The following is a 17173-nucleotide window of genomic DNA, read 5'->3' on the forward strand; positions in this document are numbered from 1 at the left end:
AAACTACTCAAAAAGAGTAGTTAAAGCATTATTTTATTAAGCAGCTTTTTTAGGTGCAGCTTCTTTTTTAACAGCTGATGATGGAGCTGATAATACACGAATACGTTCCATTGTATATGGAATAAGCGCCATAAAACGAGCTCTTTTAATTGCATTAGCAATTTTTCTTTGATGTTTTGCACAACTTCCAGAATTTGAACGTGCTTTAATTTGACCTACACCATTGATAAATTTAGAAATGAAATCAACATTTTTATAATCAACATATTCAACTCTTAATTCACAAAGTTCACATCTTCTTTTAAAACTTCTGCCTTTTTTGTTTTTCTTAAAGTTAGCCATAATTCTCCTTAATTAATCTTCAATCAGAATAATATCCTGTTCAAGATCAAATTCATTTTTATCATTTACGCTTGGGTTATCATTGCTTCTGTTATTGATTAGTAAATTAATACTTTTTACAACTACATTTGTTTGTTTAACAATTTTTTCATCAATTTTATATTGATTAGTTGATAATGCTCCTTCTAATGAAACAAGAGACCCTTTTTTTATATTTTTTTGCATATATTCAGCAATTTTGTCTCATGCAACAAGTGAAATATAATCAACATAATCATTTAAACCTGGTTTCCGCAATGCTATACTACAACGAGCATACTTAACATTACTTTTCGTTTTTTCCAACTTTATATCAGATGCAATTCAACCAACAAGTAAAACTTTATTCATAGTTAATGCCTAATTAATTTTTTGCAGCAGGTTTTTTAACAGTTGCTGTTTTTGGACTTTTTGTTGAAACTGCTTTTTCAAGATTTTCAACTAATTGTCTTGTACCAGCTGTTTTTGAAAATGTTCTTGCGTCTTTAGCAATTCTTGTTTTATAAGCTTTTTTAGATTTCCCAAAACCTTTTTCGCTATCAAGGTTGATTATCATATGTCTTCAAATAAATTTAGCGATATTTGCTTTACGCACAAATTCAGCAATCAATGAGCTTTCAGCTTCAAGGTTGTAGATCATGTATTGAGCTTTTGTAGATTTATTGATTGGGTAAGCAAGGGTTGTATTTTCCATTTTTTCAGCCTTGCTTATGTATTTTTTGTCAAACACTGATTCAACTACATTTGTCGCCATAAGAGCGTCAACCGCAGGATCAACGATTAACATAATTTCATATTTGTTCATTGAACATCTCCTTTTGGACATCAGGACCATAATTTTGGTCAAGGAGTATTTAACTCTATATAAGTCTTAATAAAATACTCATTTAAAATTATATAAGAAAAATAAAATTGTTTGCATGAAATTTATTTTTGTATTTTTAAGCTATTTTAATGTAATTTTTGTAAAAAAATATGTCCTTTTTATGAGGATATTTTAAATCTAGAATAAATTTTGCTTTTTGTTTTTAAAAGAAATAATGACTTATCTTTTAATAATTAAGAAATCGTTAATGTGGAAATTTGTTATATTTATTTTTCATTTTGCTTGGACTTGCATATAAATATATAAAATAGAAATATTCAAATTTATAATAAATGAGAATAAATGAGATTTACAAAAAATTTAATAAATAAGGAGATAAGAATGAAATTTAAATACATTAAACCTGGTCTAGTTATGTCAGACCCTAATGAAATGATTCGTGTTCTTGACATTGATGGTAATTTAATTGATAAAAATTTCCAATCATCTGCATCAAGAGACGATCTTTTAGCTATGTATACAAACATTATTAGATCACGTCAATGAGACCTTTATGCTTTAACACTACAAAAAACAGGTAGATTAGGTACATTCGCACCTGCACTTGGTGAAGAAGCTGCTTTAACAGCTATTGGTTTTGCAATGAGAAAAGATGACTGATTTACACCTCACTATCGTGTTTTATCAACTCAACTAGCTCGTGGCGTTCCTATGGAAAAAGTATATCTTTACTGACATGGTTCAGAACAAGGTTCTGCATATAAAGAAGGCACAAATGTATTGCCTGCACAAATTGTTATTGCCTCACAAATTTCAATAGGTGCTGGTGTAGCTTCAGCTCTTAAAGCACAAGGAAATGGCGCTATTGCTACAACAATTATTGGTAATGGTGGTACAAACGAAGGTGAATTCCATGAAGGTATTAACTTAGCATCAGTTCGTAACTGACCTCTTGCTATTGTAATAATGAATAACCAATGAGCTATTTCAGTTCCTGAACACAATAGCTACAAAGTTAAAACTCTTTCACAAAGAGCTGCTTCCTATGACATTCCTGGAATTCGTGTTGATGGTAACGACTTACTTGCTGCTTATGAATCAATTAAAGAAGTTTATGAATACATTAGACAAGGAAATGGTCCTGTTTTAGTTGAATTTGTTACATGACGTCAAGGTCAACACACAACAAGTGATGATCCTAGAGTTTATCGTTCAAAAGAACTTGAACAAGAAAAAGAAAAATGAGAACCTATTCACCGTATTGAAAAATACTTATTTGACAATGGTATCTTAACAGAAGAACTTAAAGCTAAAATTGCTGAAGACGCTCAAGCAGAAGCTAAAGCTGCTTATGAAGCATCACTTGTATCTCTTAAAAACGAAGGTTTTGAAGACATTTACAAATACACATATGAAACACTACCTACTGAATTAGTTGAACAAATGGAAGCCAACAAAAGATTCGAAAAATAATAATTAATTCATAGATAAAAATAAAAATTTATTAAATAAATAAAAGGAGAAAATATTATGAACGAACAAAAAATTTCACTTAATAACATAGGCGCTGTAACAAATGCTTTAGACATCGCTATGGAAAGAGACAAAAATGTTGTAGTTTATGGTGAAGACGTTGGTTTTGAAGGTGGTGTTTTCCGTGCTACAGCTGGTTTACAAAAGAAATATGGCGACCAAAGAGTATGAGATGCTCCTATTTCAGAATCTGCTATAGCTGGTTCAGCTACTGGTGCTGCTTTAGCAGGTTTAAGACCAGTTGCAGAAATGCAATTTTCAGGTTTTTCATTCTATGCAATGGGACAAATTTTTTCAAATACAGCTCGTTACAGAAATAGATCACGTGGTACATTAAGTTGTCCAGTTGTATTTAGAATGCCTTGTGGTGGTGGCGTTAAAGCTCTTGAACACCACTCAGAAGCATTAGAAACACTATATGCTCACATTCCAGGTCTTAAAGTTGTTATGCCTTCTACACCTTATGACACAAAAGGTTTATTATTAGCAGCTATTGAAGACAATGACCCAGTTATCTTCTTAGAACACAAACGTATTTACCGTGCTTTCAAACAAGAAGTTCCAGCTGGACACTATACTGTTGAAATTGGTAAAGCAAACGTTATGATTCCAGGTGATGACTTAACAGTTGTTACATATGGTCACATGGTTCACGAAACAATTGCAGCCTTAAAAGATTTAAATGCTAAGGGAAAAGAATACTCAATTGAAGTTATTGACCTTAGAACAATTAAACCTCTTGATACAGAAACAATTGTTAACTCAGTTAAGAAAACAGGTCGTTTACTAGTTGTATCAGAAGCTGTTCAAACTCTTTCAATTGCAACAGAAATTATTACACGTGTTAATGAACATGCATTCGATGATTTATTAGCTGCCCCAAGAAGACTTAATGCACCTGACGTAACAGTTCCTCTCCCAAGTCTTGAACCATACTTCATGGTTACAAAAGAAAAAATTGCTACAGTTATCGAAGAAATGTTAGGTTAATTCAATAACTTTTTTAGTTAAAGACAAAAGGCTTTGCTTTTTGTCTTTCTACTATTATTTATTAAAGATATAAATCATAATTAATATTTATTATTATTGGAGAAAAAACATGACAGAAGAAAACAAAAAAAATGAAAATACTGAAGACTCAGCACCAGCAGTTGTTGGTCAAATTAAAGTATCAAATGAATTGTTTGATGTTTCAACATTAATTAAAAAATCATCTAAAAAAGAAAATACTTTATCTTCAAAAGATGATGAAAAGCTTACACCAAGAGAAAGAGCTATCAAAGCAAGAAGAGAAGGAAAATAATATGGCCGAAATAATCAAGGAACAAGTACTTGAAGCTAAAGAAGTTCCTATTTCTGGAATTAGAAAAGCTATAGCAAAAAACCTTAAATCAGTTATGGAAACTGTTGCTTATGTTTCACTTACACTTAAAGCTGATGTTACTAATTTATGAAACCTTAGATCACAAGTTAAAGACAAAGTAGCTGCCGAATCAGGTGTTAAATTAACATTTTTATCTTGAATTATTAAAGCTACATCGATTGCCCTTAGTGAATTTCCTGCATTTGCAGCTAAATGAGATTCTGAAAAAGGAGTTACAGTTTACCCATCATCAATTAATATTGGTATAGCTGTTGATACCCCTCACGGTCTTTTTGTGCCAGTTATTAGAGAAGTAGAAAAATTAAGTATTATTGAAATACAAAAAGAAATTGTGAGACTGTCAACTTTAGCTAGAGACAAGAAATTAAGAATGTCTGATATGACTGGTGGTTGTTTTACAATCACAAATGTTGGCTCAGCAGGAGTTATGTTCGGTTCACCAATCATGAATAAAGGTGATGTTGCAATTACAGCTACTGGTGCAATTACTGAAGAGCTAAAATTAGTTGAAGGTCAAGTAAAACCTTCTAAAGTTATGTTCATGTCAATTGCAGCTGACCATCAATGAGTAGACGGTGCTGACATGGCAAGATTCCAAGGTAGAGTAATTAAATTGTTAGAAAACCCTGAAGTGTTAGGAGAATTTTAATATGTCAGAATGCAAAAAAACTTGTCAAACAAGTTGCCAAAGTGCTAATTCATGCGCTACTACTAGCAAATGTGCTACAAAAGCAAATAATGAATGAGTATTCAGCTCTGAAGGAAAAGAATACAATGGTCATGTTGATGCTGAATTTGACTTAATTATTGTAGGTAGTGGTCCTGGTGGTTATTTAGCAGCTGAAATAGCTGGTAAATCTGGACTTAAGACTTTAATTGTCGAAAAGGAATTCTGAGGTGGTGTTTGTTTAAATATTGGTTGTATTCCAACAAAGACTCTTTTAAGTTCAATTCACGCTTTAGAAACTGTTATTCATGCTAACAAATATGGTGTTGTAGCTAACTTTGAAGACCTTAAAATTGATAGAAATCAAACATGAACCAAAATGCATGAGAGAAAAGCTAAAGTTGTTAGCCAAATTTCAGGTTCAGTTAAAATGTTAATGAAAGGCTCTAAAGTACAAATTGAAGAAGGTGAAGCTAAGTTTTTAGGTGCCAAAGTTATTACTGTAAATGACAAAGTTTACAAAGGAAATAAAATTATTATTGCTACTGGTAGCACCGAAAGAAAAATGGAAAACCTTCCAGGATTTGCAGATGGTTATAAACGTGGTACTTTAATTACTTCTAGAGAAGGAATCAACTATGACAAAAATTTACCTGAAACACTAACTATTGTTGGTGGTGGTGTTGTAGGTGTTGAATTCGCTCAAGTATTTGCTTCTGCTGGTTCAAAAGTAACAATCATTCAAAGAGAAGGACAAATTCTTCCTGGACTTGATAAACATGTTGTTGCAGAAATTACAAAATACTTGCAAAATGTAAACAAAATTGACATTATTTTTAATGCTTCAAGCACAGAATTTACTTCTGATGATGCTCTTGTTTATGAACAAAATGGAGAAATAAAACAAATTAAATCAGATGTTACTTTAATTGCTACTGGTAGAATACCAGTTTCAGATGGTCTTGCTGAAGTTGGCTATCAATTAGGTCAAAGAGGCGAAGTTATGGTTGATCGTTTCATGCGCACAAACATTAAAGATGTTTATGCAATTGGGGACATAACTGGTCAAAACATGTTAGCTCATGTTGCTTACCAACACGCTGTTGTTGCTGTTCATCACATTCTTGAAGATACTGAATTTAATTACTGTAAAAAAGTTAAACCTGTTCCAGGTTGCATTTATACAGATCCTGAAATTGCTTTTATTGGAAAAACTGAAGAACAAGCTACAATGGATGGTGATGACTTTATTACAGTTAAATATCCATTTAGTTTTCTTGGTAAAGCTATAGCAGCTAACAAAACTGTTGGTTTCATTAAATTAATTGTTCAAAAAGATAATGGTCACATATTAGGAGCACATATTATTGGTCCTAATGCTACAGACTATATCTCTGAAATTGCTCTTGCAATGGAAAAAGGTGCTTGTGTAAGAAATATTACAGCTACAATTCACCCACATCCAACATTCAGTGAAATTATCTGAGAAGCTGCTAGATCTGCTGAAATGAAACTATGCGCAGAACATAGCAAAGAAACAAAATAATATTATTATTTTTTTAAAATAAAATGCACCAATAAAATTTGGGTGCATTTTATTTTAAAGAATAAATGTTTAGTGATATAACAGGTAAATTAAATCAAACATAAACAATTTATTTAAAATGGTTTTTATCCTATCTTACAGGGGGTCTTAACAAATTTATAATATTATCTTTATAATAATCATCGTAGCTAAGTTCATAATCAACATCGACACCATTTTCAGTATAAGGCATTTGAGATTTTAGTTTAGGTTCTACTTTTAAACCACCTGTTCAAGCATTTATACTTGAAATATTTACATTTGTTCCATCTGGAAGTACTGTAGGCATTATTGCGTACATTCCACCACCACTTTTATTCCCAATAATTTTTGCATTTCCAGATTCTTTTGCTCAATGGGCAAATAAGTTTGCAGCACTGAAAGTATTTATACCTGTTAAAATGTATCAATTATACTGTGGGAATCCATCCTTTTCATCATATTTATTATCTTCATTTGTGTCAACTCTAAAACTCATATCAGTATATTGATTTGATAATGTGTTAAATATGTACAAATTAATAGGTTTATTACTTAAAAACCCGGCAACTTGTTGCATAGCTAAAGAAGATCCACCACCATTAGTTGAAATATCAATAATTATATTTTTCACCTTCTTGTCTACATCATCTTCTCTTATCTTATTAATTGCTTCTTTAAATAAATAAAATGAATCATAAAATGGTCACTGTTCTCTTGGAATCTGTGAACTAGGCAAATGATGAAATTCATCAAACATAATTCTAGCCGTATCACCTATAATGTGGGTAATTTTTTCATTATAGTTATAACCATTAGGCGATATGGTTTGTCCTCTCATTTTTTTAATTTTAGATAAAACTTCACTTGATTTTTTATATTTTTTTGATAAAAATTGCTCGCTTAGTGATTGAAATAATTTTTCTGATTTCCTATAATATGAACGAGAAACCAGTGTTGAATGTAAATCATTTAAAACTTCATATCATAATTTTTTATAAGCTTCATTATAAATGTCGAAATTTGTGCTTAGTAATGATTCTTTTAAGTTTACTTTTTCAGATAATTCATAGAAGTTTTTAACACCATTACGACGATAAAGATCATTATTAACGCCATAAAAATAGTCAAACATAAATGCTAAAAAATTATAGTTATTAATTCTCTGTTGTTTGGTTTCTGTTTTATATCTATTTTTATCATAAAAAACTCTAAAATCAGGAATTCTATCCTTGTAAATTCTAGATGAATTAAAATCAGTTATTCTGATTTCACTTCCATTATATTGCAAATTAAAATACTTATTTGAGAAGAAGATCAAGTTAAGAACTGAGAAAGGTATATAAACCTGACCATTATCTACAATTAAATCTATATTGTGCTTGCCTAAATCAATTTCTCTCAATTTTGAATTATCGTCTAATAAAACATGTTTTCAATGTTCAAATTTTAATCTTGGATGTCTTTCAACGCTTGAAAAAGTAGGTTTCAAATACAAATTGTTATGATACATATATTTGATTTTGTCACTTTTTTCATCAAAAATAAGCATATTGTCGTTGTTAATTTTGTATTTTAAACTAGTAGCATTTGACTCTTTATTGTTTAAAATTGAAATATCAAAGTGGTCATTGATAAGCCTTGCCATAAAGTCAAAAGCAACATAAGTATCTTGATTTTTCTTATGTCTAAAAAGCTTAACAGTTACAAAATTATCTGGAGAATTTTGTTCTGAATAAATTGACTTAAGTTCAACATCTCCAATGTCGTCTAATGTATTTTCTTTTGTTTGATCTACATGTTTTTTTACAATTGGCTGTTTTTTAATATCTTTTTGAGTCTTTGATGTTTCTAACTTTGGTTTTGTATTCTTTTTATCATCAAATATATTGTTTTTTTCCCTTGTAGGTCCATCTATTTTTATAGTCTTAATCTGAGTTTTTTCATCATTTTTACTTGAAGCAGTTTGAATGTCTTGATTATTTTTTGAATGTGGATTATCCTCTGATTTTGTATATTTTTGATTACTAAAACATGAAGCAGAAACAGTAACTGGCAAAATGGCAGAACTAATAACAATCAAACTACTTTTTCATTTTATTTTTGGCACAATAAATCTCCTAATTTAACTCAATTTATTATATTACTAAATTGTTTATTCATATAGTAAAACATGCTCATAAAGATTTGGGCACATCATGTTTTGAAATTTATTAATAATTTTATAATATATTAACAATTTTATGAAATTATTGATATTTATTTTAAATTGTCAATCGTTTTAATAAAAAATATAGTAAATGAAATAATTCTCGACACATTTATCATTTTAAATAGCATAACGATTAATTGACATATTTTTGACATATTTATGTTTATTTTCTTATTTTAATACCTAAAAAAGTTATTTCATAGTTCACGTGTTTTTTCAAAACTTAGAAAAAATGCAAATAAAGACTTGTTGTATAGTCAACTGACATAATAGTTCCAAACATAAAGAAAAAAATAAAATTGTATATAAAAAGAAAATAAAAAAACTACCTTATGGTAGCATATTTGCTCTCTGAAAACTGAATAGTAATTATATGCTTCATTGAAATGTCATAAAATTCACATCTCTACTTTTAAACCTGTCAATTTATTAGTACTGGTCAGCTCAACACATTGCTGTGCTTACACATCCAGCCTATCAACCTCATAGTCTATAAGGAATTTCAAGGGAATACTTATCTCTGAGGAGGCTTCCCACTTAGATGCTTTCAGCGGTTATCCTTTCCGTACTTAGCTACCCAGCTATGCTCCTGGCGGAACAACTGGAACACCAGCGGTACGTCCACTCTGGTCCTCTCGTACTAAGAGCGGCTCTCATCAATATTCCAACGCCCACATCAGATAGGAACCAAACTGTCTCACGACGTTTTGAACCCAGCTCGCGTACCGCTTTAATGGGCGAACAGCCCAACCCTTGGAACCGACTCCAGCTCCAGGATGCGATGAGCCGACATCGAGGTGCCAAACCTTGCCGTCGATGTGATCTCTTGGGCAAGATAAGCCTGTTATCCCCAGGGTAACTTTTATCCGTTGAGCGACTGCCATTCCACAATGTACAGCCGGATCACTAAGTCCTGCTTTCGCACCTGCTCGACTTGTAAGTCTCACAGTCAAGCACACTTCTACCTTTGCGCTCTACATACGGTTTCTGACCGTATTGAGTGTACCTTTGAACGCCTCCGTTACTCTTTAGGAGGCGACCGCCCCAGTCAAACTACCCACCACGCACTGTCCTCCCACCTGATTATGATGGCAAGTTAGAAACTCAACATAACAAGGGTGGTATTTCAAGGATGACTCCACTGCTACTAGCGTCTCAGCTTCAAAGTCTCCCACCTATCCTACACATGTTAGGCCAAATTTCAATACGAAGTTATAGTAAAGCTCCATGGGGTCTTTTCGTCTTGATGCGGGTACCCAGCGTTTTCACTGGGACCATAATTTCACCGAGTCTAGTGTTGAGACAGTTGAGAGATCATTATGCCTTTCGTGCAGGTCAGTATTTAGCCGACAAGGAATTTCGCTACCTTAGGACCGTTATAGTTACGGCCGCCGTTCACCCGGGCTTCATTTCAACGCTTCGCCAAAGCTAACGCATCCACTTAACCTTCGGGCACTGGGCAGGCTTCACCCCCTATACATCACCTTGCGGTTTAGCAGAGAGTTGTGTTTTTGATAAACAGTTGCCCCTCATAATTTTCTGTGGCCTATGTTTTACCATAGGCACCCCTTCTTGCGAACTTACGGGGTCATTTTGCAGAGTTCCTTAACACTAGTTTTCTCGCTCGCCTTAGAATACTCATCTAGGGGACGTGTGTCCGTTCTCGGTACAGGTTTCCATAAACTTAAGTTTAGAAGCTTTTCTTGGAAGCATGAAATCGAATGGTTCTGCTCTAATGAGCTTATGCATCATAACTCCCGGTTATAGATTGCGGATTTGCCTACAATCACCAGTTGTTATTTACCCCTGAATCCAATAACAGGGCCACCTATCCTTCTCCGTCACTCCATCACATTTATAGAAAGTACAGGAATATTAACCTGTTGTCCATCGACTACGCTTTTCAGCCTCGCCTTAGGTCCTGACTAACCCTGGGTGGACGAACCTTGCCCAGGAAACCTTCCCCAATAGGCGTCGTAGATTCTCACTACGAATCGTTACTCATACCGGCATTCTCACTTCTTAACGCTCCACCAGTCCTCACGGTCTGACTTCATTGCATTAAGAACGCTCCTCTAACGTACAAATGTACCCGTAGCTTCGGTATCGTGTTTTACTCCCATTACATTGTCGGCGCAAGGTCTCTTGACTAGTGAGCTATTACGCACTCTTTAAAAGATGGCTGCTTCTGAGCCAACTTCCTAGTTGTTTATGAAACCTCACAACCTTTCTGACTTAACACGATTTTGGGACCTTAGCTGACGATCTGGGTTGTTACCCTCGCGAGCCGGGACGTTAGCACCCCGGTTCCGACTGCATAGCAATACACATTGGTATTCAGAGTTTGATTATAGTCAGTACCCCTAGGCGAGGCCATTCCATATTCAGTGCTTTACCACCAATGCTTAACGCTACACGCTAGCCCTAAAGCTATTTCGAGGAGAACCAGCTATCTCCAAGTTCGATTGGAATTTCTCCACTATTCACAAGTCATCCGGGCACCTTTCAGCGTACTACGGTTCGGTCCTCCACTTGGGGTTAACCAAGCTTCAACCTGCTCATGAATAGGTCACATGGTTTCGGGTGTACTTCAACATACTAATTCGCCCTATTAAGACTCGATTTCTCTACGGCTCCGCTTTTTTCCGCTTAACCTCGCATGTTAAAGTAACTCGCCGGTCCATACTGCAAGATGTACGCCATCACCCATTAACGGGCTCTGACTAATTGTAAGTAAGTGGTTTCAGAGTCTATTTCACTCCCCTCTCGGGGTTCTTTTCACCTTTCCCTCACGGTACTAGTTCGCTATCGGTGTCTGGTTAGTATTTAGCCTTACCGGGTGGTCCCGGCAAATTCAGACAGGGTTTCACGTGCCCCGCCCTACTCAGGATACAGTCAAGAGATTTAATGATTTCACTTACGGGGGTATCACCCTCTATGCCGCTTCTTCCCAAAAGCTTCTGCTATCATTAAATTTTGTAACTCTATGTAGTCTGTCCTATAACCCCATTTAAAATGGTTTGGGCTCTTTCTCTTTCGCTCGCCGCTACTAAAGAAATCATTATTTATTTTCTTTTCCTCTTGCTACTAAGATGTTTCAGTTCACAAGGTGTCTCACTCTATATCCTATGGATTCAGATATAGGCAACTAGACATTACTCTAGTTAGGTTTCCCCATTCGGAAATCCCCGTTTCATAGCGTATTTCCAGCTCAACGAGGCTTATCGCAGGTAATCACGTCCTTCATCGACTTCCAGACCCAAGGCATCCACCACAAACTCTTCCTTATTTAAAAGTAGTATTTTCCTATTGTTAGTTTTAGATTAGATGTGTATTTTAAGACATTTCAATGAATCATATTAAATATGATTTACTCGATGAATCAAAACAAATTAACCATATTGATTTAATTTTATTTTTGATGTCGTTGTAAATATCGAAAAATATTTTACTATTCAGTTTTCAAAGAACAAAGAGAGAATGTTCTCTCAAAACTAGATATAAGACTTTGACCTATAAAAAGTCACATGACGCTCTAATATATAATAACAGGTCTGTAAATTAATTGGTTATTAAGTTTTTATAACAAAAACGTGTACTCCGTAGAAAGGAGGTAATCCATCCCCACGTTCTCGTAGGGATACCTTGTTACGACTTAACCCCAGTCACCAGTCCTGCCTTAGGCAGTTTCTTTATAAACCGACTTCGGGCATTACCAGCTCCCATGGTTTGACGGGCGGTGTGTACAAGACCCGAGAACGTATTCACCGTAGCGTAGCTGATCTACGATTACTAGCGATTCCAACTTCATGAAGTCGAGTTGCAGACTTCAATCCGAACTGAGAACGGTTTTTTGAGGTTTGCTCCATGTCACCACTTTGCTTCTCTTTGTACCGTCCATTGTAGCACGTGTGTAGCCCCACTCGTAAGAGGCATGATGATTTGACGTCGTCCCCACCTTCCTCCCGATTACTCGGGCAGTATCCCTAGAGTGCTCAACTTAATGTTAGTAACTAAGGAAAAGGGTTGCGCTCGTTGCAGGACTTAACCAAACATCTCACGACACGAGCTGACGACAACCATGCACCATCTGTCATTCTGTTAACCTCCACTATGTCTCCATAGCTTTGCAGAAGATGTCAAGAGTGGGTAAGGTTCTACGCGTATCTTCAAATTAAACCACATGCTCCACCGCTTGTGCGGATCCCCGTCAATTCCTTTAAGTTTTATTCTTGCGAACGTACTACTCAGGCGGATCATTTAATGCGTTAGCTGCGTCGATGAATTTATCCATCAACTAATGATCATCGTTTAGGGCGTGGACTACCAGGGTATCTAATCCTGTTTGCTCCCCACGCTTTCGTCTCTCAGTGTCAGTATATGTCCAGTTAGCTGCCTTCGCCAAGTTGATGTTCTTCCTTATATCTACGCATTTCACCGCTTCACAAGGAATTCCGCTAACCTCTACATAACTCCAGTTTGCCAGTATCCAACGCGTTTTGGGGTTGAGCCCCAAAATTTAACGCCAGACTTAACAAACAACCTACAGACGCTTTACGCCCAATAATTTCGGATAACGCTTGCAACCTATGTATTACCGCGGCTGCTGGCACATAGTTAGCCGTTGCTTTCTAATAAGGTACCGTCAAGGCAACATCATTTCCTATGCTGCTTTTTCTTCCCTTACCACAGCAGTTTACAACCCATAGGGCCTTCATCCTGCACGCTGTGTCGCTCCATCAGACTTTCGTCCATTGTGGAATATTCCCTACTGCTGCCTCCCGTAGGAGTCTGGGCCGTATCTCAGTCCCAGTGTGGCGGTTCAGTCTCTCAACCCCGCTAAACATCATCGCCTTGGTGGGCCGTTACCTCACCAACTAGCTAATGTTGCGCACTCCGATCTTCTAGCGAAGCAAACGCTTCTTTTATATTAGAATCATGCGATTTTAATAAGTATTTGGTATTATCGGATGTTTCCACCCGCTATCCCAATCTAAAAGGTACGTTGAGTACGTGTTACTCACCCATTCGCCGCTATGCTATTGCTAGCATCGCTCGACATGCATGTATTAGGCACACAGCCAGCGTTCATCCTGAGCCAGGATCAAACTCTCGAAAAAATTGACTGTCATGTTTATATATCTAGTTTTCAAAGAACATTTTTTTCTAACCAATTCATAGTTAGCTTTCTTATTATATAACAATTAATTTTTTATCAAAATATTTTTTTGATTTTTTTTAAAAATTTTTTTGTTAAATAATTTTTTTAATTTAACGCCCTTGTTTATGAGCGTTAATATTAATAATAAAACAAAAAATTTAAAAACAAAACATTTTTTTAATTTTTTTAATTTAAATTATAAAATGAATAGAAAAGTAGCTAGTTTAATCAAAAACTAATAAATGATTTTATAGATATCTATTTATATATAAATTATAATAACTATATTAATGTATACATAAGTACAACAGGAGAATTACATATGCGTAGAATTATTTTTTCAAGGCATGGACTCAGATATCCTTTTCATGCTGAAGAAAAATGAGACACACTTTTTAATAAAAAGATAGTTTCTTGAAATTTTGACAAATCACTTTCGGCCCATTTAAGTGAAAAAGGAGCAATGATTGAATTAGCTTTTGGGCAGTTTTTAAAAAAATATTTAAATGTTACAAAAGAAACAACATTAAAAGTTATTGCAAACTCAACAAGTAGAACATTTGAAACTGCACAACTTTTATCGCTTGGGCTTAAACCAGCATCTGATACTAATATTAATTGTTTAGATAAAAGTTTTATGAAGGATACGCCTGATTTTAATGTTTCTCATGAAGAAGGCTCATCAATTGATATTAACCTTATTAAAAAGTATGATAAAAAAGCTGAAAAAGAAGGTGTGTTTAAAAAAATAAATGAGTTATTTAATTTAGATGCTAATTGTAGATACAACAAAGATGAATATTGATCAATTTTTACTGATGGATGATTTAAAACAAAAGGTAGATTATTTTATTCATCTAGTTTTAGTGACATTCTTCAACTTAAGTATTATTTTGGTCATAATTATGATGAGATTTTTAAATCTGATAATTTTGTAAATGATTTAAAAATTATGCTTAAAAGTAAGGATTATGTACTTGACTTATTAAGCGGAGATAAAGAAAAAATAATTAATAGTGATCATAGTATCTATAAATTAATTAAAAAAGAATTTAAAAACAATGATGACATAACATTAATTGTTGGCCACGATACAAATATAGCTTCAATTTTTGCAGCTCTTGAATTAAATATGCCTGAACATGGACAAATTGAAAAATATCCTATTGGCTCTAAATTAATTTTTACTATTAATGATGACGAATCATTTGATTTAGAATATTTATTTTATACCCATGAAGATATTCGTAATATGAATTTAGATATGCCTATGATTGTTAAAATAGGAAAGAATCTAAGATTTAAGTATTAATGAGCAGTTTTAAACTGCTTTTTTTTATAAAAAAAGTGCGCTTATAGCACACTTAATATTTATTAATTAAAGGTTTGTGAATTTACCGCCAGCTTTTTCAATTGCATCAATTGCAGATTTTGAAGCTGCGTGAAGAGTTACATTTAATTTTTTAGTTAATGAACCATTGCCTAATAATTTAACAGGTAAGTTTCTCTTAATTAAATTAGCAGCAAATAACGCATCAAGATCAACATTTGTATTAGTCTTGAAAGTTTTTTCTAAGTCAGCTAAATTAATAACTTGGTATTCAACATGGTTAACGTTTGTAAAGCCTCTTTTACCAATTCTACGGAATCAAGGTGTTTGTCCACCTTCAAATCCTAATCTATGTCCGTGACGTTTATTTTGACCTGATTGTCCCTTACCAGCTTGTTTACCTTTACCAGCAGCATGACCACGGCCAACACGGTGTTTTTCAACACGTGAACCAGGAGTAGGTTTTAAATTATTTAATTTCATAATAACATTTCTCCTTAATTAATTATAAAAGTGACTTAACGTCTTTATCACGGATTTCAGCTATTTGTTCAGGTGTTCTTAATTGTTGAAGAGCCTTAAGTGTTGCTCTAACAATGTTAGCTTTTGAACGAGAACCATATGTTTTTGAATAAATATCTGTATAACCAGCCAACTCAACAACAGCACGAACAGTGTTTGAAGCAACAATACCTTTACCTTTAGGCGCAGGTTTTAGCATTACTCTAGATGCTAAAAATTTAGAATGAATTTCATGAGGAACTGTAATTTTGTTAAAAATAGGAACTGTAATTAAGTGATTTCTTGCATCTTTAACAGCTTTTTTAATTGAATCAGGAACTTCATTTGCTTTACCATGTCCAAAACCAACACGGCCTTTTTTGTCGCCAACAACAACAAAAGCTGAGAATGAAAATCTTCTACCACCTTTAACAACTTTTGTAACACGGCTAATGTTAATTACTTTTTCACTAAATTCATTATTTGAATCGCCAAAACGTGTACGGTTTTTTACTTTAGGACTTCTAGGAGCTCTTTTGTTTGCAGCTTCTTTATCACTAGCTGTTTTCTTTTCTCAAATTTGTTTTTTGCCACCAGCAGGTGCAACTCTTTTAATACTTTGAGTACTTTTAACAGCTGATTCTTCACTTGTTATGCTTGAATTCATTTTCTTGTTTTCAACTTCAGTCATGATTAGAACTTAACTCCTTTTGATCTTACGCCTTCAGCAAATGCTTTAACTCTACCATGGTAAATGTATCCTGAACGATCGAATACAATTTCACTTATTTTAAGTTTTTTAATTGTTTCACCCATTGTTTCACCCAATTTTACAGCTGCTTGAATATTTCCATTGTATTTGCCTTTTTCTAATGTTGAAACACTAGCTAATGTTATTCCTTTAGAATCATCGATTAATTGTGCATAAAAGTTTTGAAGTGATTTAAATACGCATAAACGAGGTTTACTACTTGTGCCAATAATTGATTGACGTTCACGTCTATGTTTAACTTGACGTGCTTGATTTCTAGATAATGTTGCCATAATTTAAAATCCTTTCGTAAACAACTATTTAGAAGCTGTTTTTCCTTCTTTACGACGAATAACTTCATCTTTATATGCAATACCTTTTCCAGAATATGGAATAGGACGACGAACTGAACGAACAACTGCAGCAAATTGAGAAACTTCTTCTTTATTGATACCTGAAACTATTAATTCAACAGGTTTTGGAGATTCAACTTTAACAGTAGATGGAATATCTAGGTTAACAACATGAGAGTAGCCAGCAGAAACTTCTAAAATGTTGCCTTTAATTGTAAATTTGAAACCAACACCTTTGATAACCAATTCTTTTTTATAACCTTTTGAAACTCCAATAAGCATGTTTGAAATTAAAGCGTTTGTTGTTCCGTGTAATTGTTTTGTTGCTTTTTCTTCATTAGCTCTAAGTATAGTAACCTTATCACCTTCAACTTTAATAGCAATTAAAGGACTAAATGTTCTTTCTAACTTACCAAGAGGCCCTTCAATTAGTACTGTTGTACCGCTTTGACTTAAGGTTGTACCTTGAGGGATTGTTAATATTCTATTTCCGACTCTAGACATATTTAC

Annotated in this window: 14 protein-coding genes and 2 rRNA genes; 6 read left to right on the forward strand and 10 right to left on the reverse strand. The window is 33.9% G+C overall.

Annotation, left to right across the window (positions count from 1 at the left end):
- Window positions 1–36: 36 nt before the first annotated feature.
- Genes rpsR through rpsF form a run of 3 tightly spaced genes read right to left on the reverse strand, consistent with a single transcriptional unit; the run spans window position 37 to window position 1186 of the window.
- Complete coding sequence (gene rpsR / locus JS510_RS02250) at window positions 37–342, reverse strand: 30S ribosomal protein S18 (protein ID WP_205517140.1); 306 nt, start codon at window positions 340–342, stop codon at window positions 37–39.
- Between the two features lie 12 nt (window positions 343–354).
- Complete coding sequence (locus tag JS510_RS02255; protein ID WP_205517141.1) at window positions 355–732, reverse strand: single-stranded DNA-binding protein; 378 nt, start codon at window positions 730–732, stop codon at window positions 355–357.
- Between the two features lie 13 nt (window positions 733–745).
- Window positions 746–1186, reverse strand: coding sequence for a 30S ribosomal protein S6 (gene rpsF, locus JS510_RS02260; RefSeq protein ID WP_205517142.1), 441 nt, complete (start codon window positions 1184–1186; stop codon window positions 746–748).
- 402 nt (window positions 1187–1588) lie between these two features.
- Here rpsF and JS510_RS02265 point away from each other — a divergent pair, with 402 nt between their 5' ends.
- The 5 genes from JS510_RS02265 to lpdA all read left to right on the forward strand — a co-directional run bounded on the left by JS510_RS02265 (window position 1589) and on the right by lpdA (window position 6337).
- Window positions 1589–2680: a thiamine pyrophosphate-dependent dehydrogenase E1 component subunit alpha gene (locus tag JS510_RS02265; protein ID WP_205517143.1), complete on the forward strand. Its 1092-nt coding sequence runs from the start codon at window positions 1589–1591 to the stop codon at window positions 2678–2680.
- Window positions 2681–2737: 57 nt separating this feature from the next.
- A complete protein-coding gene (locus tag JS510_RS02270) occupies window positions 2738–3730 on the forward strand; it encodes an alpha-ketoacid dehydrogenase subunit beta (protein ID WP_205517144.1) in 993 nt (330 codons plus the stop codon).
- Window positions 3731–3839: 109 nt separating this feature from the next.
- Window positions 3840–4043 carry a hypothetical protein gene (locus JS510_RS02275; RefSeq protein WP_205517145.1) on the forward strand — a complete coding sequence of 68 codons (204 nt, stop codon included), beginning with the start codon at window positions 3840–3842 and terminating at the stop codon, window positions 4041–4043.
- Between the two features lies 1 nt (window position 4044).
- Window positions 4045–4773, forward strand: a complete 729-nt coding sequence (locus JS510_RS02280; protein WP_205517146.1) for a 2-oxo acid dehydrogenase subunit E2 — start codon at window positions 4045–4047, stop codon at window positions 4771–4773.
- A 1-nt stretch (window position 4774) separates the two neighbouring features.
- The gene (gene lpdA / locus JS510_RS02285) at window positions 4775–6337 is read left to right on the forward strand and encodes a dihydrolipoyl dehydrogenase (RefSeq protein WP_205517147.1); all 1563 of its coding nucleotides are present in this window, start codon (window positions 4775–4777) and stop codon (window positions 6335–6337) included.
- A gap of 130 nt (window positions 6338–6467) precedes the next feature.
- Here lpdA and JS510_RS02290 read toward each other — a convergent pair whose 3' ends face one another.
- The 3 genes from JS510_RS02290 to JS510_RS02300 all read right to left on the reverse strand — a co-directional run bounded on the left by JS510_RS02290 (window position 6468) and on the right by JS510_RS02300 (window position 13687).
- Complete coding sequence (locus tag JS510_RS02290) at window positions 6468–8465, reverse strand: S41 family peptidase (protein ID WP_205517148.1); 1998 nt, start codon at window positions 8463–8465, stop codon at window positions 6468–6470.
- A gap of 510 nt (window positions 8466–8975) precedes the next feature.
- A 23S ribosomal RNA gene (locus JS510_RS02295) occupies window positions 8976–11862 on the reverse strand.
- A gap of 311 nt (window positions 11863–12173) precedes the next feature.
- A 16S ribosomal RNA gene (locus JS510_RS02300) occupies window positions 12174–13687 on the reverse strand.
- Together the 16S and 23S rRNA genes form the textbook arrangement of a ribosomal RNA operon.
- Window positions 13688–14050: 363 nt before the next feature.
- Between JS510_RS02300 and JS510_RS02305 the strand changes: the two genes are divergently transcribed.
- Entirely contained in the window at window positions 14051–15040 is a 990-nt protein-coding gene (locus JS510_RS02305) for a histidine-type phosphatase (RefSeq protein ID WP_205517149.1), read from the forward strand.
- A gap of 66 nt (window positions 15041–15106) precedes the next feature.
- On the opposite strand, the gene rplO is transcribed toward JS510_RS02305, so the two are convergent.
- The 4 genes from rplO to rplF are packed head-to-tail and all read right to left on the reverse strand — an operon-like array spanning window position 15107 to window position 17167.
- Complete coding sequence (gene rplO / locus JS510_RS02310) at window positions 15107–15541, reverse strand: 50S ribosomal protein L15 (protein ID WP_205517150.1); 435 nt, start codon at window positions 15539–15541, stop codon at window positions 15107–15109.
- Window positions 15542–15563: 22 nt separating this feature from the next.
- The gene (gene rpsE, locus JS510_RS02315; RefSeq protein ID WP_205517151.1) at window positions 15564–16250 is read right to left on the reverse strand and encodes a 30S ribosomal protein S5; all 687 of its coding nucleotides are present in this window, start codon (window positions 16248–16250) and stop codon (window positions 15564–15566) included.
- A 2-nt stretch (window positions 16251–16252) separates the two neighbouring features.
- Complete coding sequence (gene rplR / locus JS510_RS02320; RefSeq protein WP_205517152.1) at window positions 16253–16603, reverse strand: 50S ribosomal protein L18; 351 nt, start codon at window positions 16601–16603, stop codon at window positions 16253–16255.
- A gap of 24 nt (window positions 16604–16627) precedes the next feature.
- On the reverse strand, window positions 16628–17167 hold the full coding sequence (gene rplF, locus JS510_RS02325) for a 50S ribosomal protein L6 (protein ID WP_205517153.1): 540 nt from the start codon (window positions 17165–17167) through the stop codon (window positions 16628–16630).
- Window positions 17168–17173: the final 6 nt, after the last annotated feature.

The sequence above is a fragment of the Mycoplasma tauri genome, from assembly GCF_016925555.1.
In the GTDB taxonomy this organism is placed as follows: domain Bacteria; phylum Bacillota_I; class Bacilli_A; order Mycoplasmatales; family Metamycoplasmataceae; genus Mycoplasmopsis; species Mycoplasmopsis tauri.